Genomic DNA, 24,316 nt, shown 5'->3' on the forward strand with positions numbered 1-24,316 from the left:
TACGGCATATCAGAAACGATCACATCTGGGCAGACTGATCCGCCGGGCGGTCACCCGCAGTGGTCTTCACTGCCGTGACAGGTCCCGCGCACAACACGGGAACACGGGGGAGAACCATGAACGCCAGTCCGCGCAGACCGGGACCGGAAGACGTGCCTCCGCACAGCTCTGACTACGGGACAGGACCCGCTCCGCTGCTGCCCGCCACACAGCTCTCCGCCACCCAGATCCCCGCCGGCGACTTCCTTCTCACCGTCGGCGGCGCCGACGGCAGCGAGGTCGTCCCGCTACCCGTGCTCGCCCGTCCCCGCCCCGAGCCGCGCGGGGCGGGGCAGCGAGCGGTGGGCCAGCGCATCCCCGGCAGGCCCGCGCCGCCGGGTCCCGCACTCCTGGGCCGCGACGGTGAGACCGCCGCGCTCTCCGCGCTCCTGGCACGTGGAGCGTCCATCCGGATCGCCGGACCCGCGGGCATCGGCCGCAGCACACTCCTGCGCCACCTCGCGGCCGCCGACCCCGCCGGGGCGCCCGACGGTGTCATCGTCCTCGACGGCCACCGACGCGGCCTGGACGACCTGCTCCAGCAGCTGTACGAAGGCTGCTTCGACGGCCCCGTGCACCGCCCTTCCCGGACGGCCCTCGCCGGACTCCTGCACTCCGTGGCCGCGTTGGTCGTCATCGACGACCTCGCGCTGAGCCCCGTCCGGCTGGCGGAACTCCTCAGCCTCGCACCCGAGTGCGCGTTCCTCATCGCGAGCGTCCCGACCGGCGGCGAACCCGGACTGCGCCAGGAGTCGGGCTGGTACGAACACACCCTGGGCGGCCTGCCCCAGGACGAGGCACTCACCCTCCTGGAGTCCGCCGCCGGACGCACCCTCGACGACGAAGAACTGGCCTGGGCCGCCGCACTGTGGTTCGAGACCCTCGGCAACCCCGGCCGGTTCGTCCAGGCCGGCGCGCTGCTGTCCCGCCGCGCGCCCGACCCGGAGATCTACAACCGGCTCTTCGGCACCGACCAGTTCCGGGAGCCCGCCGGGGACTTCGCCCGCAACCACCCGGACCGGCTGACCGAACTGCCGTCACCCGGTGAACCCGAGACCTTCGTCCCGCGCCTCGTCCCGCTGCTCTCCCGGCCCGCCTCACAGGTGCTGCGCCTCGCGTCGGCGCTCGACGGCGAGATCCCTGAGCCCGTCCACCTGCCCGCGCTCACCGGCGCCGACGACGCCGACGCCGCAGCGCGCGAACTTGTCGCGGCGGGCCTGGTCGTGCACGGACACGGCCGCTACCGGCTGGCCGGAGGCGTGGCCGAGGCGGTCGTCCCGACCGTGCGCGGCTCGGCCTCATGGACCGTCGCAGCCGTCCAGCACTTCACGTGGTGGGTGTCGCACCCCTCGGTGTCCCCGGCCGAAGTGGCCCGCGAGGCGGACACCGTGCTCGCGTGCCTGCGCGCGGTCGAACGCCTGGGCAAGGGATCATCCGTCCGGGTGCTCGCCCGCACCGCAGCCCCGGCCTTCGCCGCCGGGCTGCGCTGGGAGGCCTGGGAGGAAGCCCTGCGCACCGGCCTGGCCGCCGCGCACACGGCGGGCGCGGTCGAGGAGGAAGCCTGGTTCCACCACGAACTCGCGGCGTACGCGCTGTGCTCGGACGACCAGTCGCGCGCGCGCGATGAGGCGACAGCCGCCGTACGCCTGCGTGATTCGACCGCCGACAAACGCGGTCTGGCCGCGAGCCGACGGCTCCTCGCGCTGGCCGGCGGCGAGCGGGCGGCCGCAGTCGGCCGGCCGGCCCGCCGGGCGTTCGGCGGCCACCGGAGTCTGATCACCGCGGGTGCCGGGGCGGTGCTGGCGCTCACCCTGGCCGCAGTGGTCGGCATGGGCAGCGGTGCCGGGCAGCCGGAGGGCGATCCCCGGCCGGCCGGCGTCGGGAGCGGGCAGGTCGCGCCGGTCGGCGGCCGGGCGACAGCGGGCGAGGTGGGGGTCCCGGGGAACATCGGGGCGCCCGCCACAACCGGGGAGGCCAGGCCCGGGGCTTCGCGCAAGGGCACGACGCCCGGGGCCACCAGCTCCGCGTCAAGCCACGGGTCGACAAAACCGCTGTCCGCGACGACGGAGGAGTCCCGGACCGGTGGGGTGAGGGCCACCAGGACCGAGACCGCTCCCGGGGGCACGGGACCGGTCGGCGGGAGCCCGGGCACCGGCGGGGCGACCAGCACGGCGACGGCCACTTCCAGCCCGCCGCCCGTCAGCGAGCCGCCCGTCAGCGAGCCGCCCGTCAGCGAGCCGAGCAGCAGCACGCCGGCTTCAGCGACCCCGTGAACGCAAGATCCCCGTGTATTTCACAGGTCGTTTTCGACCTGTGAAATACACGGGGATCTTCGGCTTCCTCAGAAGAGTTTCAGCTTCTCATCGTCGATCCCGCGCAGCCCGTTGTAGTCGAGGAGCACACAGCTGATCCCGCGGTCGTTGGCCAGCACCTTCGCCTGCGGCTTGATCTCCTGCGCGGCGAAGACACCCTTGACCGGCGCGAGCAGCGGGTCGCGGTTCAGCAACTCCAGGTAGCGGGACAGCTGTTCCACACCGTCGATCTCACCGCGCCGCTTGATCTCCACGGCCACGGTCGTCCCGTCGGCGTCGCGGCAGAGGATGTCCACCGGGCCGATCGCCGTGGGGAACTCCCGGCGCACGAGGGTCCAGCCCGCGCCGAGCACCTCCATGCGGTCGGCGAGCAGTTCCTGCAGGTGCGCTTCCACGCCGTCCTTGACGAGGCCAGGGTCGATGCCCAGCTCATGCGAGGAGTCGTGCGTGACCTCTTCGAGCGTGATGATCAGCTTCTCGCCGGCCTTGTTGACGACCGTCCACGTGTCCCCGTCTTCCTTGAGGGTGCACGGCGGGGTCATCCAGTTCAGCGGCTTGTACGCCCGGTCGTCCGCGTGGATGGAGATGGAACCGTCGGCCTTGACCAGGATCAGGCGGGGGGCGGACGGGAGATGGGCGGAGAGCCGGCCTGCGTAGTCCACAGAGCAACGGGCGATGACGAGGCGCATAGTGCACGAGGCTAGCCCACACCGGAACGAACCGATGAGCCGTCGCCGGGAAGGCGACATGCGATCACTGTTAAGGCGGTGTGTGATCACTGTATGTTGCTGCTGGGGAAGGCAGTAGAAAGCCAAAGAGCGCTGACTTTGTGCACAAGCATGATCAAAATCAGTCCGAGGCGAAAAGCGGGGGCACATGTCAGCGGGGGCAGCGGACGCAGGGAAGTGGGACGGGCTGACGACGTTGGCGAGCGGGAAACCCAAGCCGCCACCGCCGCCTCCGGAGGTCGTCCGGGGAGTGTTGCCGCAGTACGCCAGCCCGCCGGCTACCGAGGTCGAGTGGAGGCCGGGGCCGTCGCCCGCGCGCTGCGGGACGCGACGGAGTCCTTCCGGCGGGTGCAGCGGGTGCTGGTGGATCTCCTGGAGGAGGCGCGTGCCAAGCAGATGACGGTGACATCGAACGGCTCTGTGCACTGGCCGCCGATGGAGAAACTCAACGCCCCGGGGGCACCACCGGACGCCGCCGCGAAGTACGAGCAGGAAAAGCACGGGATCGCTGAGGACATCGCGAACCGGATCGCGGCAGCGCTCGAGGTTGCCAATGATGTGGACGGGTTCGCGGCCGACACCCTCCGCAGGGCGGAGGGCGGTGACCTCACGGAGTTCAACGCCAACCCGACGGCGGATCCGAACGCTGAGGCGGTGGAGGCCGTGACGCTGCTGGCCCGGGCCGGTGACCTCAAGGGGCCGGAATTGCAGCGGCTGGTCGACCTGATGAACCAGAACAGTGACAACCCCTACTTCGCGAACAGGGTGATGACTCAGCTGGGGCCTGAGGGGCTGGTCGCTTCGATGCAGATCCTTCAGACGCGAGCGCCGTCGATGCAGACGGCCACCTTCGGGGGTGGTCTTGACTCGAAGAAGATCGGCGAAGTGCAGAAACTGCTGGGGATCACCTTGGCCAACGCCAGCCCGATGCTGGCCCGCGACCCGGGTTGGATGGCCCGCATGAAGGAGACCGGACGGGAAAAGACACCGGGCGGGGTGTACGGGTATCAGGAAATCGGCGTGCTCCTGATGAACGGGAAATATGACAAGGAGTTCCTCAAGCAGACGGGGGCGGATCTGCTGGACTTCGACAAGAAGGCTGGCGGGATTCGGATTTGGGCGAATGATCCATCGCAGTTTTACACCGGCCTGGTTGGGGCGGCACCGTACGCTGCTGGTGATCAAGCACTGAAAGATCCCCTAAATTTCACTGGTGTCCCTGGCTCGGGGCGCGATCCAATTACCGGTCTGATGACCGCCCTGTCGAACAATCCGCAGGCTGCAATTGAGTTCTTCCAGCCGGCGGTCAACGGACATCCGGCTGGGATGGGGAATGATTACCTCAAGTATCTACTCCAGGACCGGACTCAGATGCCTGATGCGACTGGGCCGAGTGGTGGTCCTTGGAGTTCGGCTCTTTCTGCGACAGGTGATGCAGTCGGGATGGCGACGACAGGGCATCACTCTCCGGAGACGAATGGCGTGCTGAAGCAGATGGTGGAAATCTTGGGTAAGCCTCATCCCCCGGCAGTTGCGCCGGAACTGCACAACGGACTGTCGCGGGCGTTGGCTGATAACATTCAGTCCGTGCACAACAGTCTGACATATCCGGGCAATTCTGAAGATCAATTGCTCCCGCGTGGTCAAGGTGATCCGCTCGCCGTCATCAATCGAAATGAATTGCTGAGAGCCATCGGTGGGATCGTTGACACACCAGGGAGTATCGGAAGAATTTCCGAGGCGGAGGCAGGATATCTGATTGTTGGTCTTGATGTCATTAATTCTCGTGGGGGTAGTCAGATTAGCGCGCAGACTCACATTGGGTATTCATCCGAGGTTTTCGGCATCCTTGATTCTGCAATCACGTACGATATCAAGGACGACCAGCAGTCTGCGGATGACGCCGTGAACAAGGAAAATGGATCTCGTGAGGAGATCCTGCGGACGGTCTCCAGTGCGATCACCGGTTCAGTTCCGTGGGTCGGTGGAACAATGGACTATGGAATCCAGAAGGATATCGACCTGTTTGTGGATCATTTCAAATCCGATAATGCAGCCGCCGCTGCCGCTGATATTTCGGCCCAGCATGGCAATAGCCGTAAGTTCGTTCAAGATATCGTGGGGGCCTGGAGTGATTCTCGGGATTCCCCTCTTCGAGGGGCTGAGTTGTCCGGGCTAGTGGATTCGCAATTTAATTCTGGTGGCGCCATGTTCCGGCAGGATGGGCTCGGCGAGAGATGAGTCAAATGAACAGAATATCGAAGACTGCATTGTTGATTCTTGTCTTGCTGGTAATTGCTTCCTCGGGGTGGTTCGCTTGGAATCGCTTTTCCGAGGAAGGTTCGAATAGGTTCATCATTCCAGAATCGGCGTGCTGGGGTCTGGTTCCTGTCGAATCTTACAAGGGAGTGCTTCCTGTGGCCGAGTACAGGGCTTGGCGGATCGATTCGAATCGTGGTGAATGTGGAATCAGACTTAATCGAAAGCATAGCGATACGCCGAAGCTCGATTACTATGCGCACGACTATCGTGACGATATTGATATGCTAAAAAGAGAAGGGTCGGGCGCGATTCCGCTGGGGAATAGCCTGACCGGATTTGTTTCTGAATCCCGCGCACGAGTCCTGGTACCGGCGTGCTGGCCAGGGGCAGCAGAGGGATTGACGATGATCGATATCGACTACGTCGAACCTGGGACAGGGAATCCCCTACCCCGCCCCGCTGCCTTCCGCCACGACCTCGCGAACCTCCTCGTCGACATGGTCAACGCCGCCCGGGTCCGCGCCAAGTGCAGCCTTCCGCCCTTGCCCCAGCCCCAAGTGCCCGTCGGATAGTCGGCGTTCGGCGAAGGGTCCCCTCATGGTCTCCGGAACGCCCCGCTGGCACCCCCTCATCGAAGAGGACATCGGCATAAGCGAGTCCACCCGCTGGCAACTCGGCCCGATGCACTCCGTGCCCACCGGGGAGGAGGTGCCGGGTTCGTCCCGGACCCGCCGAACCGCGGTGGCTGACGATCAACGCTGGCCTGAATCGGCCCTGGAACATTACGTAGCCGATGACTTACCGTGAGTGGCGCGGCCCCGGAACTCCGGCCTGTCCGGAATCCTCCAGGTACGGCGCGACCTGCACGATCCGACCCAAGGCACCCCAAGGCACCCCGAGTCCGCTCCGGCGGACCGGTGGAAGGAGCCGTAATGTCGCTCGATGTATCCCCGCGGTTGTTGGCGCAGGCGGAGCAGGGTGAGGTCGACGAGAAGGAGTTCGTCGACTGCGTGCGCACCTCACTCCCGTACGCCTGGGAAATGGTCTCCGAACTGGCGACCCGGCTCCAGGTGGAAGGCGGCGAGTTCGCCGACAACCAAGTTCCTCCGCCGGACGAGCAGGCGCGTGGGCAGTTGCTCCGCGCTCTGGCGTCCGACTCGATCCGCGGCTCCCTGGAGCGCCACTTCGATGTGAAGCTGGCCTTCCAGAACTGCCACCGCCTCGCGGCGTTCCCGCCGGACGCGGAAGGCACTGACCGCTACACGAAGTTCACGTCGCTCCGCGGTCAGCTGCTCAACCAGTCGCCGCTGCTGCGCGACTGCTGACCGGTCCGGCGAAGACAAAGAGGCCCCGGTACATCCGGGGCTTTTTTGTATCTCAAAGCCCTTCCGGAATCCGTCCAGGGGAAGCAGAGTGGGGCCCCGCGAAGCATCCGCACGTGTAGTGAGGCACCACTTCAGAACGCCGGGTGGCACTCCGTCGCACCCGGCCACACCTGGACGGAGTCCGATGGGGATTGCGCACGCACTGCACCGCTGGGCCAGGCAGCGCCCGGACCGCACCGCGGTCGTCGAAGGCGGGACGTCGGTCAGTTTCGGCGAACTGCACGACCGCGTCGCGCGTTGCGCCGGGGCGCTGAAGTCGCTCGGCGTGGCCGACGGCGACCGGGTCGGCATCCTGGCGCTGAACTCCACCCGCTACCTGGAGTGCCTGAGCGGCATCGTCTGGGCCGGCGGTGTGCTCAACCCGGTGAACATCCGCTGGAGTCCGGCCGAGATGGCCTACTCCCTTGAGGATTCCGGGACTTCGGTCCTCCTGGTCGACGACACGTTCCTGCCGGCCGTCCCGCTGTTGCGGGAAAAATGCGGGGTCCTCAAGCAGATCGTGCACCTGGGGGCGGGTCCGACACCTGAAGGAATGATTTCGTACGGGGAACTCACGGCATCCGCCGAACCCGCCGAAGACGCCTTCCGTACGGGATCGGACCTCGCCGGAATCTTCTACACGGGCGGCACCACCGGGTTCCCCAAAGGCGTGATGCTGTCGCACACCAATCTGCTCATGTCCTGTTACGGCGGGTTAATGGACACGGCGGCGCTCCGGGCGGGCGACGACGCGCGGGCGCTGCACGTGGCCCCGCTCTTCCACATCGCGGGTGTCGGCATCTCGCTGATGGCCGGTCTGCTCGGCACCACCCAGGTGATGCTGCCGTTCTTCGACCCGAAGGCCACGCTCCACGCGGTCCAGGAACACCGGGTCACCGAGGTGTTCATAGTGCCGACGATGCTTCAGATGGTGCTGGACCACCCGGACTTCGCGTCCTACGACCTGACGAGCCTGCGGATGGTGACCTACGGGGCGTCACCGATCACCGGGACCCTGCTCGACCGGACCCTCGAAGCGTTGCCCGGAGCCTCGTTGGTCCAGGCCTACGGTCAGACCGAGCTCTCGCCGGTCGTCACCGTACTGCTCGACAAGGACCACCGCACGGGAGACGCGAAGAAGCTGCGCTCGGCCGGACTGCCGTGTATCCATGCTGAGGTGAAGGTGGTCGACCCGGCCGACGCCGAAGTCCCGCGCGGCACCGTGGGGGAGATCGTCTCGCGTGGCGACCACGTCATGCTCGGCTACTGGAACAAGCCCGAGGAGACCGCGCAGGCGCTACGCAACGGCTGGATGCACACCGGCGACCTCGGGTTCATGGACGACGACGGCTATCTGACGGTGGTCGACCGGCTCAAGGACATGATCGTGACCGGCGCGGAGAACGTGTATTCGGCGGAGGTGGAGAACGCGCTGAACTCCCATCCGATGGTGGCGGTGTGCGCGGTTGTCGGCCTTCCTGACGTTCAGTGGGGCGAACGGGTTCACGCGGTAGTCGTGCTGAAAGCGGGTAGCGCCGTAACGGGCGCGGAACTGCGTACCCACTGCAAGGAGTTGATCGCGGGTTACAAGTGCCCGCGGAGTTTCGAGTTCGCGGCGGGGCTGCCGATGACGGCGGCCGGGAAGATCCGCAAGAACGAACTCCGCGACCAGGCCCGCCGACAGGAGGAGGCAGAGTGACCACGGTGGACAGCCGCGAGACGTTCGCTTCGTACAACCCCGCCACCGGCGAGGAGATCGGCCGCTACCCGGTGCAGGACGAATCCCAGGTGCGGGACGCGGTCTTCCGGGCGCGCATCGGCGGCGCCTGGTGGGCGGGTCTTCCGTACGGGGAAAGGAAACGCAGGCTGGGCGCCTGGGCCGGACTCGTCGCCCGGGAGCGGAACGAACTCTGCGACCTCGTGCACGAGGAGAACGGCAAGCCGCGCGACGACGCGTTCCTCGAAGTCCTGCTGGGGCTTGAGCACATCGCGTGGGCGGCCGGGCACGCGGAGAAGATCCTCAAGCGCCGCCGGGTGCCCAGCGGCCTGGCGATGGTCAACCAGGCGGCCAGTCTCGAATACCGGCCGTACGGCGTCGTCGGAGTCATCGGCCCGTGGAACTACCCGGTGTTCACCCCGATGGGGTCGATCGCGTACGCGCTGGCGGCCGGGAACGCCGTGTTGTTCAAGCCCTCCGAGTTCACCCCGGGTGTTGGCCGCTGGCTGGCGGAGAGCTTCCAGCGGGCCAATCCTGACGCCATGTCAGGCGTTTTCGAGGTCATCACGGGGGACGGCCGTACGGGCAGCGCCCTGTGCACGGCGGGCGTCGACAAACTGGCGTTCACCGGTTCGGCGCGCACCGGACGCAAGGTCATGGCCGCGTGCGCGGAGAACCTGACGCCGGTCCTCATGGAGTGCGGCGGCAAGGACGCGCTGATCGTCGCCGAGGACGCGGACGTGAAGGCCGCGGCGCAGGGCGCCCTGTGGGGCGCGCTGTCCAACGCCGGGCAGACGTGCGTGGGCATCGAGCGGGTCTATGTGGTCGAGGAGCTCAAGCACGAGTTCCTGGAGGAACTGCGGTCGGGTATCGCGAAGTTGGTGCCGGGTGAGTCGTATGGACCGATGACCATGCCCGCGCAGATCGACGTCGTACGGCGGCACATCGATGACGCGGTCGCCAAGGGCGCCACCGCATATGTCGGCGGCCCGGAGTCGGTCGGCGAGCGGTACATCGAGCCGGTGGTCCTGGTCGACGCGCCGGACGACAGTGCCGCGGTGTGCGAGGAGACCTTCGGCCCGGTCATCGCGGTGCGGTCGGTCAGTGACGTCGAGCAGGCCGTACGCCTGGCCAACAACTCGGCCTACGGGCTCGGCGCCGCGGTGTTCACCCGCGGCGGACGGCAGGGCGTCGAGATCGCCCGGAAGCTGCGCGCCGGGATGGTCTCGGTCAACGCGGTCATCGCCTTCGCTGGAATCCCGGGCCTGCCGTTCGGCGGCAGCGGCGAATCCGGCTTCGGCCGGATGCACGGGGCGGACGGACTGCGGGAGTTCAGCCGCACCCAGGCGGTGACGCGCAAACGCTTCAGCACGCCGATGGAGCCGACGACCTTCGAGCGCACGGCGAAGACGATGCAGGCGCTGGACAGGTATGTGCAGCTGAGGTTCGGGCGGCGCCACTGAGCTTGTCCGGAGTTGGGGCCGCGGCGGCCGGCCGGCCGGGCGCACGGAGATCCTCGGAGGCCGGGCCGGCGCATCCTTCGTCGAAGGCTGTGTATGAGTCGGCGTCGGAGCCTGCGGGCGGGTGCGCACCCGGACACTCCGACCCTCTATCGAATACGTGTTCAAGTTTGGTACATGTGCTAGTTTTGGTACATGTCGAAGAATATGGTGCGCACCAACGTCTACGCCGACCCCGACGATATGGCCATCATCAAGGAGGCCGCCGCCCGCAAGGGCATTAGCGAGGCTGAGATCATCCGCCAGGGCATCCATCTCGCAGCTTTGCGTAACCGTGTCTGGGACGAACCCTTCTTCACTGAGACCTTCGATCTCGGCCCCGAACCGGTCACCCGAGAGGAGATCAACGCCGCTGTCTTGTCCGGCACCGTCGGCCCCACCGAGTTCGACCCCGAGACCGACACCGCGTGATCATCATCGCCGACACCTCCGGCCTCATCACTGCCCTCAACCGCGCCGCTCCGGAACACAAGCGGACCCACGAGGCCCTCAGTCAGGCCGCCCTGACCATCGTCACCCCACTGGCCCTCACTGAACTCCACCAGGTGCTCACCATCCGGGGGAACCGCCGTATCGCCGACGCCGCGATTCGCGACATGGCCGACCGGCTCGAAGCCCTGCGCTTGGTCGTCGCCGACACCACCCCCGCCATCCTGCGTACCGCCGTGGAAGTCCGTGCCCGCTACGCCACTCTCAACCTCGATCTGGTCGATGCCGTCAACGTCGCCCTGGCCGCTGAGTACGAGACCGACGCTGTCCTCACTCTGGACCGCCGCGACTTCCGCACGCTCCGTCCCCTGACCGCGCACGCGCGTTTCCGGGTCCTGCCAGACGATCTCGACTGACCCGGTTCCGGTTCTGGGGTCCCAACGCACCCCGCGCCCGCCGTGGACCGGCGGGCGCGGGGTGTGCCGTTCTGGAAACCCAGGCTCAGCCGAGGAAGTTCATCGTGGCCGGGTCAGGACCGATCCGGCCGTCCCGGTCGAGGGCGTCGATGTCCCGGATGTCGTCGGTGTCCAGGGCGAAGTCGAAGACGTCGATGTTCTCCGCGATCCGCGACGGCGTCACGGACTTGGGTATCACGATGTTCCCGGTCTGGAGGTGCCAGCGCAGGACGACCTGGGCCGGGGACTTGCCGTGCTTGCCGGCGATCTTGACGATCGCCGACTCGCCGAGCAGGTCCTTGCCCTGGCCGAGCGGGCTCCAGGCCTCGGTGGCGATGCCGTGCCGGGCGCCCAGCGCGCGCAGTTCGGACTGCGCGAGGTACGGGTGCAGCTCGATCTGGTTGAGGACCGGGACGATGCCCGTCTCCGCGAGCAGCCGGTCCAGCGCCTCGGCCGTGAAGTTGGAGACGCCGATCGCCTTGGCGCGGCCGTCGGCGTAGATCTGCTCCAGCGCCTTGTACGACTCGACGTACAGGTTCTGCTCCGGGACCGGCCAGTGGATCAGGTAGAGGTCCACGTAGTCGGTGTCCAGGCGCTGCAGGCTCGCGTCGAAGGCCTTGAGGGCTGCGTCGTAGCCGTGGTTGTCGTTCCACAGCTTGGTGGTGAGGAAGACGTCCTCGCGGGCCAGGCCCGAGTCGTGGACCGCACGGCCGACACCGGCCTCGTTGCCGTAGATACGCGCCGTGTCGATGCTGCGGTAGCCGGCGTCGAGAGCCGTGGTGACGGCGTCGTACGCCTGGTCGTCCTCGACCTGCCAGACGCCGAAGCCCAGCTGGGGCATGCTGACGCCGTTGTTCAGGGTGATGTTCTGCACGGGGGCGTTCCTTACCGGGTGGTGTGGAGGGCGGGCAGCTTCGGGACCGGACTGTCCGCTGATGCCGGGTCAGCTGAAGGAGTGTCAGGCCTGCGGCAGGCGCACGAGCATCTTGCCGGTGTTCGCGCCGCGCATCATGGCGATGAACGCCTCGGCGGTGTTTTCGATTCCGTCGGTGACGGTCTCGTCGGTGCGCAGCGAACCGTCCCTGAGCCAGCCCGCGGCCTGCGGGACGAACTCGGCGGCGAGGTGCTGGTGGTCGCCCACGAGCATGCCGCGCAGGGTGAGGCGCTTGCCGATGGCGAGCGCGAGGTTGTTCGGGCTGACCGGCGGCGTGGTGGCGTTGTACTGCGAGATCGCACCGCACAGGGCGACCCGGCCGTGGACGTTCAGCAGGCTGATCGCGGCCTGGAGGTGTTCGCCGCCGACGTTGTCGAAGTAGACGTCGATGCCTTCGGGCGCGGCCGCGGCGAGCTGACCGGGCAGATCGCCCTCCCGGTAGTCGATCGCGGTGTCGTAGCCGAAGTCCGCGACCGCGCGCCGGACCTTCTCCGGGCCGCCGGCCGAGCCGATGACCTTCGAGGCACCCAGGCGCTTGGCGATCTGTCCGGCGACCGAGCCGACCGCACCGGCCGCGCCGGAGACGAAGACGACGTCGCCCTTCTTGACCGGGGCGATTTCAGTCAGCCCCGCGTAGGCGGTGAGGCCGGTGGTGCCGAGCACGCCGAGGTAGGCCTGCGCCGGGGCGAGGTCGGTGTCGACAACCCGCACGGCGGCGGCGTCGAGGACGGCGTGGTCACGCCAGCCGAGGAAGTGCGCGACGGTCGCCCCGACGGGCACGTTTTCGGCCTGCGAGGCGATGACGGTGCCGACGGCACCGCCGTTCATCGCCTCGCCGATCTCGAACTGCGGGAGGTACGACTTGCCCTCGTTCATCCGACCGCGCATATAGGGGTCGACGGACAGCCAGTCGTTCCGTACGAGGATCTGTCCCGGACCGGGCTCGGGGAGGGGCGTCTCGACGAGGGTGAAGTCCGAGGGCTTGGGCTCACCTACCGGGCGGGCGGCGAGATGCCATTCACGGCTGGAAACAGACATGGCGAAGCTCCTGGGTGCAGAGGGGAGGGAGTGGGGGAGGTCAGTGGTTGTCGGCGGGGGTGCCGGGCAGCCCCGTCAACAGGGCATCGGTCGCGGGGCGCAGCAGCCGCTTGCCGTCCGGCACCGACTCAAGGCCGATGACCAGCGCGATGCAGATGTCGGCGGCGTTGGCGGCTGCGACGGCCGCCGTGCCGCCCGTTGAGTGGCCCGTCGTGCCGCCCGCTTCAGCGAACGCGCCGGTGAACGCTTCGGTCAGCAGACCGCGCAGGTCACCGACGAACGCATGGCAGATGTCGCCGAACAGCCGGGCCTTCTCGTCGAGGAGCTCGGCGGTGTGCGGCGAGTCCCCGTGCAGCGCGAGCACCAGGTCGAGCTTGGCCTGGAGGATGCCCTGGATGCGCTCAGCGTAGGGCGCGTCGGCGGACGCGGCCTGTCGGGCCCGCACGAGCGCCTGCGTGTGCAGGCGTTCGGCGAGTTTGCGCAGGGCGTCGTCCTTGTTGCGCACGTACAGGTAGACCGCGGACCGGGAAACGCCCATCGTCGAGGCGATGTCGTCCATCGTGGTGCGCCGTACGCCGTACTTGGTCAGACACTCGTACGTCGCGTCGAGCACCTCGGTGAGCCGGTCGGTAGCCATCGTCAGCCCAGCACCCTGACCATCTCGGCGGCGAGCGGGGCGGAGGAGGCCGGGTTCTGGCCGGTGATGAGGTTGCGGTCGACGACGACCTTCGGGGCCCACGGCTCGCCCTCCTGGAAGTCGACGCCGATCTCCACAAGGCGGTCCTGGAGCAGCCACTTCGCCTTGTCCGCGAAGCCCGCCTGGGTCTCCTCGACGTTGGTGAAGCCGGTCAGCCGGTAGCCGGCGAACGGTGAGGTGCCGTCGGCGTTCTCCGCGGCCAGCAGGGCGGCCGGGGCGTGACAGACCACGCCGAGCGGCTTGCCCGACGCCAGCGCGTCGGTCAGCAGCCTGCCGGAGTCGGCGTTGACGGCCAGGTCTTCCATCGGCCCGTGGCCGCCGGGGTAGAAGACGGCTGCGTAGTCGGCCAGGTCCACCTGCGTCAGCTTCAGCGGACGCTGGAGCTCGGTGATGCCGGCCAGCGCCTTCGCGACCTTGTCGGCGCCGTCCTGGCCGCCGTTGACCTCGGGCGCCAGGCTGCCCTGGTCAACGGTGGGCACAACGCCGCCCGGCGTGGCGACCACGATCTCGTGGCCCGCCTTCGTGAACGCCTCGTACGGGGCCACGAACTCTTCGGCCCAGAAGCCGGTGGGGTGCCGGGTCCCGTCGGCCAGCGTCCAGAAGTCGGTGCCGGTCACTACAAAAAGGATCTTCGCCATGGGGATCTCCGTACGTTAAGGCCGGATCGCGCAGCCCGGCCAGTGCGTAGACGTTCTGACGATTTGGCCGCAGAACGTCATCTTGTTGCTATCGAACGTAAGCCGACTGTCCGCAGATGTCCAATGGGGGGTCCGGCGGCAGCGCTAGAAAACCCAGCGGATCGCCGGGGATGCCGGATCTCATCCTCGAACTGGCACCGGATGTTCCGAGCCTGGCCGACCTTCTCATCGCCGACCGGGACAAGGAGCGGAATCGTTGATCTATCTGGACGCCCGCGCCCTGCTCAAATTCATCAAGCCGGAGGTCGGGACCGCAGCACTGCGCGCCTGGCGCTCCCCGACGCGACTGAACTGATCACCAGTGAACTGGTCCCGCTGGCGATCACCCGGACCCTGCTGCGGGCCGGTGTCGACCACCGGCTCGTGCCGTACTACTCAGGACAGGCCGTCAAGGGCGTCTACCTGGTGGATGTCACCAGCACCGTCATCGCCAGGGCGATGTCCTACCGCACGCCGAAGCTCGGTTCCCTGGACGCGATCCACCTGTCCAGCGCTGAGCCGTTCCGCCCCGAACGCACCGAGTTCGTCACCTACGACGCGGAGTTGGGCAAAGCGGCTGTCGACCTCGGTTTTCCGGTGAGCGCACCGGCCTGACGACAGTTGTGGCGTGAGGGGGATTCCCGGAATCCCCCTCACGCCTTCCGCAGCGCCCTGCGGTAGGAGAACGTCCGCTTCGGCCAGTTCGTCGTCACCTTGCCGTCGGCGTTCTTGTACCAGCTGGTGCAGTCCGCCTCCAGCGCCGTGCCGTGCAGCGATGACTCCAACTCGCGCTGGTACACCTCGAATTCGTCCTGCGACGGCTCGTGCGGCGCGTCCTGGGCGAGCTGCCGCAGGATGTACTCCACCTGGTGCTCGATCATGTAGATGACCGAGTTGTGGCCCAGGTTAGTGCCGGGGCCGTACAGCAGGAACAGGCCAGGGAACTCCGGCACCGAGATGCCGAGGTAGGCCGCCGCGCCGTCCTTCCACACATCGTGCAGCGCCACGCCGTCCCGGCCCCGGATGTCCATCGGCCGGAGGAACTCCGTTGCCAGGAAGCCGGTTCCGTAGATGAGTGTGTCGACCTGATGGGAAGAACCGTCGGCAGTACGGATGCCGTCCGGCGTGATCCGCTCCACCCCTGACGTGACGAGTTCGACATTGGAGCGGGCCAGCGCCGGATAGAAGTCGTCGGAGATCAGGATCCGCTTGCAGCCGATCGGGAAGTCGGGCGTGAGCTTCCCCCGCAGTTCCAGATCCTTGATCTGGTTGGTCAGGTGGTTGCGGGACTTACTCTCCACGAGCTTGCCCACCGCACTGCCCCGCAGCGCGCCGTAGAGCAGCACTTCGCCGGTCAGTCCCCAGGATTTGAGCCGCCGGGAGATCCGGATCGGCGGAAGCGTCGACGACAGCTTCCGGGACAGGGCGCTGTACGGCTTGTCCGGCTTGGGGACCACCCAGTTCGCGGAGCGCTGGAAGACGTAAAGCTTCTTGACGCGCGGGGCGATCTCCGGAATGAACTGCACCGCGGAGGGTCCGGTTCCGATGACGGCGACCGTACGGCCGGACAGGTCGTGATCGTGCGGCCAGCGCGCGGAGTGGAAGGAAGTCCCGGCGAATTCGGCCTGTCCCGGCACGTCCGGGAAACGCGGACGGTTCAGCTGTCCGACACCCGAAACCACCGCGCGGGCCGCATAGGTCCGACCGGCCGTCGTCACCTGCCAACTTCCGTCCCCGTAAGCGGCCTTGGTCACTTCGGTGTTGAACCGCAGGTGCGGCGTCACGCCGAACCGGTCGGCGCACTGGCGCAGATAGTCGTGTATCTCACCGCGCCGCGGGAAGGTGCGCGACCAGTCGCCGCGCTGCGCGAAGGAATAGGAGTAGAGGTATGACGGCACGTCACAACCCGCCCCCGGATAGGTGTTGTCCCGCCACACCCCGCCCAGGTCCCCGGCCTTCTCCAGGACCACGAAGTCGTCGACGCCGGACTGCTTGAGTCGGATCGCCATGCACAGCCCGGCGAACCCCGCTCCGATGATGACGATCATTTGTGCGTCCCCCTCAGTGACGGGCGTGGCGCAGGACGTCGAGCCGGGTCGCCACGGCCACCCGGGTCTCGTCCATGAGGCCGCGCACCACGGCGCGCTTGTCCGGCTGCCGGAGCAGCGCCCGTACGGCGACCTTCCCGGCGAAGCCGGGGGCCATGAGCGCGCGGGGCTTGTTGACCCGCGAATAGATGTCGAGCAGACGGCGTGATCCGTACGGTTCCAGCGCCATCTGCCGGAGCATCTCCACGATGACGGGCGACACGGTCTCCGCGCGGGCCATGCGGTTCGTCCAGTGGTAGGTCTCCAGGCACTCCGACTCGCGCCGGTGCTCCCACGCCTTCAGTGCGGCGTCCAGCCTGGCCGGACTGTCGAGCACCGGCGCGGCGGCTTCGCCGAGCAGCCGGCCGAAGCGCAGCGCGTCCCGGATGCCCTGCGCGGTGACCGGGTCCTTGAAGTGCCCCGCGTCCCCGGCCAGCGCCCAGCCGGGTCCGGCGGACGCGCGGAAGTACGAGGGCTGCTCCACCGACTGCACGATCTTCGTGGACCGGGTGCAGCCGTCGAGCCGCTGCGCGAGGCCGGGAAGCAAAGCGATCGTGCGGTCGTACTCGCCTTCGAGGTCCAGCCTGAAGGAGTCCGCGCGGTCCTTGTCGGGCATCAGGAGAACGAGCACCAGGCCGCCGTCAGTGGGGAACGCGGTGCCGAGCTCCGCACCGGCCAGCCACATCGCCGCCGTGCCGCGCCATTCCGAACGCGGATCGTCGTAGTAGGCGTAGTAGCAGGCCCGCTGGTTCGCGTTGTAGGTGTGCGGCTCCTGACTGCCCACCAGTTTCGCCACCAGGGAGCGGCGGCCGTCCGCACCGATGACAAGCGGTGCGTGAATCTCGTACGGGCCGCTCTTCCGGTCTTCGACCCGCACGCCGGCGACCCGGCCGCCCCTCTCGATGAGAGAGGTGACCTTGGTGCCTTCGCGGACGTCCGCGCCGGCGTCCCGGGCCGTTTCGACGAGCGCGAGGTCAAGTCCCGCACGGCGTACGCACATCCCGTAGGAGATGCCGTCGACAGGGGAGTAGGTGCCCCGCGCCGCGCCGCCGGGGACTTCGATGTAGGCGTCCACATGATGCGGTGGGTTCAGCGCCTCGACCCGCTCCAGGGCGCCCAGGCGGCTGAGTTCGGCGACCCCGCCGGCGAACAGCAGGTGCGTGGAGACGGTGGTGGACGGGAACCGCGCTGAGTCCACGGCGATCACCCGCCGTCCCGCCTTCGCCAGGGCTATCGCGGCGGCGGACCCCGCGCACCGGGCACCCACGACGACGGCGTCGACCGTCTCGACACAGGGATCTTCGACCAACGGCCGTTCGGTGGTCACGGAGGGTCCTCCCGGGCAGTGGCGGGTGGCGCTACGAGACGTGCTGCTGTTCCCACCCGGAGGCGGCCCCGGGCCCAGGGGCGCGCGGGCGCGGTGAAGTGACAGGCTGTCAGGCCGATGCGATGGGCCGACGTTAACCCCGCGAACGAGCCCCGGACAAGGTTTCCGCCGAGGTTTCAGGTGAGGCAATGAAACATTTCCGCGTCTCTTGTATCCGTACGGGGCAGCCGGGATAGTCGGCTCCCGCGCGCTTCTCGAACGCGCCGTTTCGATCACGCCGTTTCGATCGCTCTGTCTCGAACGCTCTGTCTCGAACGCTCTGTCTCGAACGCTCTGTCTCGAACGCTCTGTCTCGAACGCCCTGTCTCGAACGCTCCGTCCGGCCCGTCCATCCGGCCCGGGGGCCCGCGGCGTCAGCCGTTGCCGACGCAGCCCCGGGGATCACAGTGGGAGGCACCGTGTCCTTGCACACCCCGCACGAGCACGGCACTGAGAGCACAGCTGACAACAGACCTTCGCCGTCCCGCCGCAGCTTCGTCGCCGGTGCCGCCGCCGCGACCGCCGCGGCCGGGCTGTCCTTCACCGGCGGCCCGCTCGGCCTGGGAACCGCACACGCGGGAACCCCGGCCCTGCTGACGGCCGGCGGCAACGGCCGCCGGGTAGCGGTCCTCGGCGGTGGGATGGGTGGTCTGTCCACCGCCCATGAACTCGCCGAACGCGGCTACCAAGTAACGGTTTACGAGCGCAAGGCGCTCGGCGGCAAGGCCCGCAGCATCCCCGTCTCGGGGACCGGCACCGGCGGCCGGCGTGACCTCCCCGGCGAGCACGGGTTCCGGTTCTTCCCCGGCTTCTACCTGAACGTCCCCGACACGATGCGGCGCATCCCCTTCGCGGGGAACGCGAACGGCGTCCACGACAACCTGGTGAGCGCGCCCGACGCGATCTTCGCGCAGGCGGGCCGTACGGATATGAAGATGACGCTGCCGCACGGCCTCGACAACATCACCCCTGAGGCGATCCGGGACGCGCTCACGACGATGGCGAGCGTGGCGGGCCAGGTGCCGCTGCGCGAGATCATCTTCTGGGCGGAGAAGATGGTCGTCTTCTTCACCAGCGGTGACCTGCGGCGCAACGGCCAGTGGGAGCACATGTCGTACGCCGACTACCTCCAGATGGACAAGATGTCCGCGGCGTACCGGAACATCCTCGTGAAGTCGTTCACCTCGACGCTCGTGGCGGCGAAGGAGGACATCGCCAGCACCCGGACGATCACGATGATGGTTGAGATCTTCCTGTGGACGATGCTCGGCCGCGGCTCCGACGGCGCCCCGGACCGGGTGCTCGCCGGGCCGACGAACGAGGCGTGGATCGACCCTTGGTACGCCTATCTCTCTTCCCTGGGCGTGCAGTTCAACGTCGGCTGGACGGTCACCGGCCTCGACTACGCGGGCGGCCGGATCACTGGGGCGCGGGTCACCGACCCGAACGGCGCGTCGGGGACGATCGCCGCGGACCACTACGTGCTCGCCGTCCCTGTCGAGAAGGCCGTACCGCTGATGTCGCCCGCGCTCATCGCGGCAGACCCGGCGCTCGGCCGTTTCCGGAACCTCCAGACCGACTGGATGAACGGGCTGATGTTCTACCTGAAACAGCCCACCCCGGTCACCCGCGGGCACGTCGCGTACCTGGACTCGCCGTGGGCGGTCACGTCGATCAGCCAGGCGCAGTTCTGGCGCAACGGCGGCTTCGCGCAGACGTACGGGGACGGCAGCGTGCAGGACGTCCTGTCGCTGGATCTGTCCGACTGGGACACCCCGGGGATCGTGTACGGCCTGCCCGCGAAGAAGTGCACGCCACAGCAGATCGTGCACGAAGTCCTCGCACAGGTACGGGCGAACCTCGACGACGGCGCGACGATCGTGCCCGACTCGAAGATCCACTCCTGGTTCCTGGACCCGGCGATCACCGGTCACGCGACGCCGTCGGTGGCCAACGAGGAGCCGCTCCTGGTGAACACCATCGGCTCGTGGGAGAACCGCCCCGAGGCGGTCACGAAGATCCCGAACCTGTTCCTCGCCGCAGACTACGTCCGGGCGAGCATCAACCTGGCGACGATGGAGGGCGCGAACGAGGCCGGCCGCAAAGCCGCCAACGGGGTGCTGGCCGCGTCGGGCTCCAACGCCACTCCGGCGAAGGCGTTCCAGCTGTACCAGGAACCGGCGATGGACTACTGGCACCGCGTCGACGACCAGCGGTATCGGTGGGGGTTGCCGAACCTGTTCGATGTGCTGCGGCCGTACTGGCCTTGACCGCTTGCCCGTCGCGTGTCGGTCATGGGAGTTCTGCGGGGGATCTGCTGAGTAACAGCCGCAGAACCGCAGAATCCCCATGCGCAGCCAGGCTCATGCCGCCGGCACTACAGGTAGCGCTTCAGCGGCTCCGTGGCCATGCGCACGCCGATCGGCTTCGGCACCCACACCGGTCTGCCGGTCGGCACCTGGGCCGGCTCGTCGTACCGACCTTTATCGGGGCTTGAGTAGACGACCACTTCATTGCTCTCGCGGTCGACGATCACATAGACGGGAACGCCGGACGCGGCGTAGTCCGCGACCTTGTCGTAGTCGTTGCTGCGGTTGCCCGATGTCACGTCGAGGACAAGGAGGACAAGCCGACGAGGGAACGCACGTGACCGTTCTTGAAACCGTCTTCCTTGTCCGTGTCGATGACGTAGAGGTCGGGCTGGCGCAGCGTCCCGGCAGCCGTCAGGAACCCGACGCCTTCGAGCACATCGAGCCCGCGGGTGTCTGCCGACTCCCTGAGGCTGTCGGATACGTACCGGACGGTGCGCGCGTGCATCGGGTCGGCACTGGTCGTCATCACGCGAACCTGGAAATGGCTTGTCTCGAACGTGACGCCGGTGAACTCACCGGACTGTGCGAGGAATTCGACGACCTTGTTGATGCGCTCGATCTCCGGTGTGCTGTTCTCGGGCATCTCTGCGTTCCTTCCTCGCGTCGGTGCTGCGCTCCCACTGCGCCGAATTCTGATCTGTTCGTGGCCCGCGATGGCCGAGTGTTGGTGAGTCCGCTGGTCGAAAACCGGCGGTCACCGCAGTTGCGGCACCACCTCTTTGCCCAGACGGGCGATATTCTCCAGCGTCACTTCCCGGTTCCCACTTCCCTCGGTGAAGAACAGGAACCGCTTGATCCCCGTACGCTCCGCTGTCTCCTGGATCTTGTCGACGCACTCGGCCGGTGACCCCACCGGGTGCAGTCGGCACAGCAGTTCGGTGTACGCGACAGCGTCGCGCATCGGCCGCGGTCGGTCGTCCACCGTCTGGTGCGCCGCCAGGCCGGCCTGGAGCCAGTAGGGCATCGCCGCGCGGAGCACGGCGATGGCCTCCTCCCGGCTGTCGGCGACCTGGGCGACCGCCGCGGCGGCGTGCGGGACACCCGCGGGGTTCCGGCCGCAGGCGCGGGCGGCGGCCTCGTACGACCTGACCATCGCGGCCTTCTCGTCGTCGTCGGCGTGCATGCCGAGCAGCATCGGCAGCCCGTGCCTGGCGGCCAGCGCCGCAGTGGCGTCGGACGTGCAGGCCACGATCGCCGGCGGGTGCGGGTAGCTGTAGGGCCGGGGCGTCACGGGGACCTCCCGGAAGGTGTAGCGCGGCCCCTGGGCGGCCACCCGGTGCCGGGTCAGCCAGCGCATCAGGGTGTCCAGGGCCTCGGGGAAGCCCTCTTCGTACGCTTCCAGCCCCGTACCGAAGACTTCGAGATCCACCCAGGGCCCGCCGCGTCCGACGCCGAGGGTGAACCGACCCTCCGTCAGTTGATCGAGCAGGCAGGCTTGTTCGCCGAGTGAGACGGGGTGCGAGGTGGGCAGCACGCTGATCGCGGTCCCCACCTGGAGTCGCTTCGTACGCCCCAGTAGCATGGCGGCGAACGTGACCGCAGACGGGCACAACCCGTACGGCACGAAATGATGTTCGGCGATCCATGCTTCGTCGAACCCGGCTTCCTCCGCGGCCAGACCCGCGTCCATGGCAGCGTTCAGGACTGTGCCGTGGTCCATGCCCTCGAACCGGGCCGCCAGCAGGAAGATCCCCAGCTGCATCAAGGTCGCCTCTCATTTGTGCCGGAAATGCCCGGATTCGCCGCGTGTTGTGGCGGACGTTACGTACCCGACTACCGGGATAACTGCCTAAAAGCGGTAAACGGCACGTCTGAGAGGTCTGTCCGTGGCTTGGGGTTGCTGCAATACTCGCGGACACCACAATGCTACTTCCCGGTAACCCAGGTGTATCCGAACCCTCATACCGGCTCAAGGGGCTGGGAGGCACCCCCTCTCAGATCTGCGCAGTCCGGTGCCGGGACGCCATGGGAAACCCCTCAAAGGAGCAGAACCTATGGACATCTCCACAGTCGGCGTCATCGGTCTCGGCACCATGGGTGCCGGAATCGTCGAGGTCCTCGCCCGCGCCGGAGTCGACGTGGTCGGTGTCGACGTCTGCGCGGAGGCCCTCACCTCCGCCAAGGACCGCATCGAGCACTCGACCGCCCGCGCCGTCAAGGGCGGCAAACTCACCGGGGACGAGCGCACCGCACTCCTCGCCAAGGTCACCTACGGCACGGACCTCGCCGCCGTGTCGAATGCGCACCTGGTCATCGAGGCCATCCCGGAGCAGCTCGACGCCAAGCGTGACCTGCTCGCCCAGCTGGACAAACTGTGCGGCCCCGAGGTCATCTTCGCCACCAACACGTCCTCCCTGTCGGTCACCGAGCTCTCCGTCGCCACCGGCCGCTCGGCCCGCGTGGTGGGCCTGCACTTCTTCAACCCCGCGCCGGTGATGAAACTGGTCGAGGTCATCCGTACGGTCGTCACCGAGCCCGGCGTCCTGGACGATGTGGTGGCACTCGCCGAGCGACTGGGCAAGACCCCGGTCGTGGCCGGTGACCGGGCCGGGTTCATCGCCAACGGCCTGCTGTTCGCCTACCTCAACCACGCCGCCTCCATGCTGGAGGAGAAGTACGCCACCCGGGAAGACATCGACGCGGCCATGCGCTTCGGCTGCGGTCTGCCGATGGGCCCGCTGGCCGTCCTCGACCTGGTCGGCATCGACACGGCGTACGAGATCCTCGAATCGATGTACCGCCAGTCCCGCGACCGGCTGCACGCCCCCGCGCCGATCCTCAAGCAGTTGCGCGCCGCCGGTCTCCTGGGCCGCAAGTCGGGCCGCGGCTTCTACCGCTATGAGGAGGCCGGCTCGCCGGTCGTCGTGGCCGAGCCCGGCACCGCCGCGCAGGCCGCCGGAACCCCGCGCACCGTGCACAAGGTGGGCGTGGTCGGCACCGGCACGATGGCGACCGGCATCGTCGAGGTCTTCGCGAAGGCCGGCTACGACGTCGTCTACGTGGCCAGGAGCGAAGAAAAGGTCAATGCCGTACGGAAGGCCCTCACGCGGTCCTTCGACAAACAGATCCAGCGCGGCCGGCTCGTCGAAGCCGACCGAGACGCGGCCCTGGGCCGGGTCACCGGCACCGTACGGCTCGACGATCTGCGCGACGCCGACCTGGTCCTGGAGGCCGTGGTCGAGGAACTGTCGGTCAAGCGGGCCCTGTTCGAGAACTTCGACGAGATCTGCAAGCCGGGCGCGATCCTGGCGACCACCACTTCGTCGCTGCCGGTCATCGAGTGCGCGGTCGCGACCGCACGCCCCGGTGATGTGGTCGGCATGCACTTCTTCAACCCGGCGCCGGTGATGAAGCTGGTCGAGGTGGTGCGGACCGTCGCGACCGAGGACGACGTGGTGGCGACCATCCACGAGGTCTGCCGCAAGGTCCGCAAACACGCGGTGGACTGCGGCGACCGCGCCGGGTTCATCGTCAACGCGCTGCTGTTCCCGTACCTCAACGACGCGGTCAAGATGCTCCAGGCCAACTACGCCACGACGGACGACATCGACAACGCGATCAAGCTCGGCGCGGGCTACCCGATGGGCCCGTTCGACCTGCTCGACGTGGTCGGGCTCGACGTGTCGCTGGCGATCGAGAAGGTGCTGTTCGCGGAGTTCCGCGAGCCGGGCTGGGCACCCGCGCCGCTGCTTGAACACCTGGTGACGGCGGGCTACCTGGGCCGCAAGACCGGGCGCGGCTTCCGGGACCACCAGCAGAGGTGATCCGCTGCGTCGATCATGTACAAAATGCCGCTCCGGAGCTCGGGAATGGGACTTTTGTACATGATCGACGCGGCGTAGGCGGGGCGTAGGCTTGAGCCATGCCGCGCCGTAACAACACCTTCCGCCGACCCGAGCGCCCCGAGTCCTCGGGCTACTTCGGCCTGGAGGACCGCCAGTCGGGTCCCGACGGCGACTGGCTGGTGCGGCCGGTCAGCGGAGTCGCGGCGACCAAGACCTACCGGTGCCCCGGATGCGACCACGAGATCGCACCCGGGGTGCCGCACGTCGTGGCCTGGCAGGCCGACCGGCCGGTGGAGGACCGGAGGCACTGGCACCGGGCGTGCTGGAACGGACGGACGAACCGCAGGCTCCAGCGCCGCCGCTGAAAGCGCGCGGGAAGCTGGCTGGTGAGAGAGCTCCGGAAACTGCGGGTGAGACAGCGACTGGAGCCGCGGGTGGTAGAGCTCCGGAAACTGCGGGTGAGACAGCGACTGGAGCCGCGGGTGGTAGAGCTCCGGAAACTGCGGGTGAGACAGCGACTGGAGCCGCGGGTGG

General features: G+C 67.9%; 22 protein-coding genes. 12 read left to right on the forward strand and 10 right to left on the reverse strand.

Annotated elements, in window-relative coordinates:
• Nucleotides 1–116 precede the first annotated feature (116 nt).
• Nucleotides 117–2,312: a hypothetical protein gene (locus tag AC0Z36_RS22735; RefSeq protein WP_485464861.1), complete on the forward strand. Its 2,196-nt coding sequence runs from the start codon at nucleotides 117–119 to the stop codon at nucleotides 2,310–2,312.
• A 68-nt stretch (nucleotides 2,313–2,380) separates the two neighbouring features.
• Here AC0Z36_RS22735 and nucS read toward each other — a convergent pair whose 3' ends face one another.
• Entirely contained in the window at nucleotides 2,381–3,040 is a 660-nt protein-coding gene (gene nucS / locus AC0Z36_RS22740) for an endonuclease NucS (protein ID WP_485464862.1), read from the reverse strand.
• Nucleotides 3,041–3,370: 330 nt separating this feature from the next.
• Between nucS and AC0Z36_RS22745 the strand changes: the two genes are divergently transcribed.
• From AC0Z36_RS22745 to AC0Z36_RS22775, 7 genes are all read left to right on the forward strand, one after another.
• Nucleotides 3,371–5,320, forward strand: coding sequence for a hypothetical protein (locus AC0Z36_RS22745; RefSeq protein ID WP_485464863.1), 1,950 nt, complete (start codon nucleotides 3,371–3,373; stop codon nucleotides 5,318–5,320).
• Between the two features lie 5 nt (nucleotides 5,321–5,325).
• Nucleotides 5,326–5,913 carry a hypothetical protein gene (locus AC0Z36_RS22750; protein WP_485464864.1) on the forward strand — a complete coding sequence of 196 codons (588 nt, stop codon included), beginning with the start codon at nucleotides 5,326–5,328 and terminating at the stop codon, nucleotides 5,911–5,913.
• Between the two features lie 360 nt (nucleotides 5,914–6,273).
• Nucleotides 6,274–6,666, forward strand: coding sequence for an SCO5389 family protein (locus tag AC0Z36_RS22755; protein WP_485464865.1), 393 nt, complete (start codon nucleotides 6,274–6,276; stop codon nucleotides 6,664–6,666).
• 184 nt (nucleotides 6,667–6,850) lie between these two features.
• Entirely contained in the window at nucleotides 6,851–8,404 is a 1,554-nt protein-coding gene (locus AC0Z36_RS22760) for an acyl-CoA synthetase (RefSeq protein WP_485464866.1), read from the forward strand.
• A complete protein-coding gene (locus tag AC0Z36_RS22765) occupies nucleotides 8,401–9,885 on the forward strand; it encodes an aldehyde dehydrogenase family protein (RefSeq protein WP_485464867.1) in 1,485 nt (494 codons plus the stop codon). Before AC0Z36_RS22760 ends, AC0Z36_RS22765 begins: the two co-directional genes overlap by 4 nt.
• A gap of 192 nt (nucleotides 9,886–10,077) precedes the next feature.
• Nucleotides 10,078–10,353 (forward strand): ribbon-helix-helix domain-containing protein, encoded by a 276-nt coding sequence (locus tag AC0Z36_RS22770; protein ID WP_485464868.1) that lies wholly within the window; start codon nucleotides 10,078–10,080, stop codon nucleotides 10,351–10,353.
• Nucleotides 10,350–10,787, forward strand: coding sequence for a PIN domain-containing protein (locus AC0Z36_RS22775; protein WP_485464869.1), 438 nt, complete (start codon nucleotides 10,350–10,352; stop codon nucleotides 10,785–10,787). The genes AC0Z36_RS22770 and AC0Z36_RS22775 overlap by 4 nt, the downstream gene beginning before the upstream one ends.
• A gap of 85 nt (nucleotides 10,788–10,872) precedes the next feature.
• On the opposite strand, the gene AC0Z36_RS22780 is transcribed toward AC0Z36_RS22775, so the two are convergent.
• The 4 genes from AC0Z36_RS22780 to AC0Z36_RS22795 form a co-directional block, all read right to left on the reverse strand.
• The gene (locus tag AC0Z36_RS22780) at nucleotides 10,873–11,667 is read right to left on the reverse strand and encodes an aldo/keto reductase (RefSeq protein WP_485464884.1); all 795 of its coding nucleotides are present in this window, start codon (nucleotides 11,665–11,667) and stop codon (nucleotides 10,873–10,875) included.
• Nucleotides 11,668–11,784: 117 nt separating this feature from the next.
• Complete coding sequence (locus AC0Z36_RS22785) at nucleotides 11,785–12,798, reverse strand: NADP-dependent oxidoreductase (protein WP_485464870.1); 1,014 nt, start codon at nucleotides 12,796–12,798, stop codon at nucleotides 11,785–11,787.
• Between the two features lie 40 nt (nucleotides 12,799–12,838).
• Nucleotides 12,839–13,435, reverse strand: a complete 597-nt coding sequence (locus tag AC0Z36_RS22790) for a TetR/AcrR family transcriptional regulator (protein ID WP_485464871.1) — start codon at nucleotides 13,433–13,435, stop codon at nucleotides 12,839–12,841.
• 2 nt (nucleotides 13,436–13,437) lie between these two features.
• Nucleotides 13,438–14,133 carry a type 1 glutamine amidotransferase domain-containing protein gene (locus AC0Z36_RS22795; protein WP_485464872.1) on the reverse strand — a complete coding sequence of 232 codons (696 nt, stop codon included), beginning with the start codon at nucleotides 14,131–14,133 and terminating at the stop codon, nucleotides 13,438–13,440.
• 423 nt (nucleotides 14,134–14,556) lie between these two features.
• On the opposite strand from AC0Z36_RS22795, the gene AC0Z36_RS22800 reads away from it, so the two are divergent.
• Nucleotides 14,557–14,787 carry a PIN domain-containing protein gene (locus AC0Z36_RS22800; protein WP_485464873.1) on the forward strand — a complete coding sequence of 77 codons (231 nt, stop codon included), beginning with the start codon at nucleotides 14,557–14,559 and terminating at the stop codon, nucleotides 14,785–14,787.
• 38 nt (nucleotides 14,788–14,825) lie between these two features.
• Here the strand turns inward: AC0Z36_RS22800 and AC0Z36_RS22805 are convergent, their stop codons facing one another.
• A complete protein-coding gene (locus AC0Z36_RS22805; protein WP_485464874.1) occupies nucleotides 14,826–16,220 on the reverse strand; it encodes a flavin-containing monooxygenase in 1,395 nt (464 codons plus the stop codon).
• A gap of 13 nt (nucleotides 16,221–16,233) precedes the next feature.
• Nucleotides 16,234–17,586, reverse strand: a complete 1,353-nt coding sequence (locus tag AC0Z36_RS22810; RefSeq protein ID WP_485464875.1) for an NAD(P)/FAD-dependent oxidoreductase — start codon at nucleotides 17,584–17,586, stop codon at nucleotides 16,234–16,236.
• 458 nt (nucleotides 17,587–18,044) lie between these two features.
• On the opposite strand from AC0Z36_RS22810, the gene AC0Z36_RS22815 reads away from it, so the two are divergent.
• Complete coding sequence (locus AC0Z36_RS22815; protein WP_485464876.1) at nucleotides 18,045–19,895, forward strand: hydroxysqualene dehydroxylase; 1,851 nt, start codon at nucleotides 18,045–18,047, stop codon at nucleotides 19,893–19,895.
• A gap of 107 nt (nucleotides 19,896–20,002) precedes the next feature.
• Here the strand turns inward: AC0Z36_RS22815 and AC0Z36_RS22820 are convergent, their stop codons facing one another.
• From AC0Z36_RS22820 to AC0Z36_RS22830, 3 genes are all read right to left on the reverse strand, one after another.
• A complete protein-coding gene (locus AC0Z36_RS22820) occupies nucleotides 20,003–20,233 on the reverse strand; it encodes a Uma2 family endonuclease (RefSeq protein ID WP_485464877.1) in 231 nt (76 codons plus the stop codon).
• A complete protein-coding gene (locus AC0Z36_RS22825) occupies nucleotides 20,230–20,580 on the reverse strand; it encodes a hypothetical protein (protein WP_485464878.1) in 351 nt (116 codons plus the stop codon). Before AC0Z36_RS22825 ends, AC0Z36_RS22820 begins: the two co-directional genes overlap by 4 nt.
• A gap of 111 nt (nucleotides 20,581–20,691) precedes the next feature.
• On the reverse strand, nucleotides 20,692–21,699 hold the full coding sequence (locus tag AC0Z36_RS22830; protein WP_485464879.1) for an LLM class flavin-dependent oxidoreductase: 1,008 nt from the start codon (nucleotides 21,697–21,699) through the stop codon (nucleotides 20,692–20,694).
• A gap of 292 nt (nucleotides 21,700–21,991) precedes the next feature.
• On the opposite strand from AC0Z36_RS22830, the gene AC0Z36_RS22835 reads away from it, so the two are divergent.
• Both AC0Z36_RS22835 and AC0Z36_RS22840 read left to right on the forward strand, forming a co-directional pair.
• The gene (locus tag AC0Z36_RS22835; protein WP_485464880.1) at nucleotides 21,992–23,761 is read left to right on the forward strand and encodes a 3-hydroxyacyl-CoA dehydrogenase family protein; all 1,770 of its coding nucleotides are present in this window, start codon (nucleotides 21,992–21,994) and stop codon (nucleotides 23,759–23,761) included.
• Nucleotides 23,762–23,859: 98 nt separating this feature from the next.
• Nucleotides 23,860–24,147 carry an ATP/GTP-binding protein gene (locus AC0Z36_RS22840; protein WP_485464881.1) on the forward strand — a complete coding sequence of 96 codons (288 nt, stop codon included), beginning with the start codon at nucleotides 23,860–23,862 and terminating at the stop codon, nucleotides 24,145–24,147.
• Nucleotides 24,148–24,316 lie beyond the last annotated feature (169 nt).

Source organism: Kitasatospora sp. UYEF31 (assembly GCF_057291755.1).

What these genes read in the sequence shown, in the direction of transcription:
- AC0Z36_RS22785 (WP_485464870.1), bottom strand. Translation starts at nt 12,798, where the DNA reads ATGTCTGTTTCCAGCCGTGAATGGCATCTCGCCGCCCGCCCGGTAGGT.
- AC0Z36_RS22770 (WP_485464868.1), top strand. Translation starts at nt 10,078, where the DNA reads ATGTCGAAGAATATGGTGCGCACCAACGTCTACGCCGACCCCGACGAT.
- AC0Z36_RS22735 (WP_485464861.1), top strand. Translation starts at nt 117, where the DNA reads ATGAACGCCAGTCCGCGCAGACCGGGACCGGAAGACGTGCCTCCGCAC.
- AC0Z36_RS22790 (WP_485464871.1), bottom strand. Translation starts at nt 13,435, where the DNA reads ATGGCTACCGACCGGCTCACCGAGGTGCTCGACGCGACGTACGAGTGT.
- AC0Z36_RS22825 (WP_485464878.1), bottom strand. Translation starts at nt 20,580, where the DNA reads ATGCCCGAGAACAGCACACCGGAGATCGAGCGCATCAACAAGGTCGTC.
- AC0Z36_RS22830 (WP_485464879.1), bottom strand. Translation starts at nt 21,699, where the DNA reads ATGCAGCTGGGGATCTTCCTGCTGGCGGCCCGGTTCGAGGGCATGGAC.
- AC0Z36_RS22780 (WP_485464884.1), bottom strand. Translation starts at nt 11,667, where the DNA reads ATGCCCCAGCTGGGCTTCGGCGTCTGGCAGGTCGAGGACGACCAGGCG.
- AC0Z36_RS22755 (WP_485464865.1), top strand. Translation starts at nt 6,274, where the DNA reads ATGTCGCTCGATGTATCCCCGCGGTTGTTGGCGCAGGCGGAGCAGGGT.
- nucS (WP_485464862.1), bottom strand. Translation starts at nt 3,040, where the DNA reads ATGCGCCTCGTCATCGCCCGTTGCTCTGTGGACTACGCAGGCCGGCTC.
- AC0Z36_RS22835 (WP_485464880.1), top strand. Translation starts at nt 21,992, where the DNA reads ATGGACATCTCCACAGTCGGCGTCATCGGTCTCGGCACCATGGGTGCC.
- AC0Z36_RS22795 (WP_485464872.1), bottom strand. Translation starts at nt 14,133, where the DNA reads ATGGCGAAGATCCTTTTTGTAGTGACCGGCACCGACTTCTGGACGCTG.
- AC0Z36_RS22805 (WP_485464874.1), bottom strand. Translation starts at nt 16,220, where the DNA reads ATGATCGTCATCATCGGAGCGGGGTTCGCCGGGCTGTGCATGGCGATC.
- AC0Z36_RS22760 (WP_485464866.1), top strand. Translation starts at nt 6,851, where the DNA reads ATGGGGATTGCGCACGCACTGCACCGCTGGGCCAGGCAGCGCCCGGAC.
- AC0Z36_RS22750 (WP_485464864.1), top strand. Translation starts at nt 5,326, where the DNA reads ATGAACAGAATATCGAAGACTGCATTGTTGATTCTTGTCTTGCTGGTA.
- AC0Z36_RS22840 (WP_485464881.1), top strand. Translation starts at nt 23,860, where the DNA reads ATGCCGCGCCGTAACAACACCTTCCGCCGACCCGAGCGCCCCGAGTCC.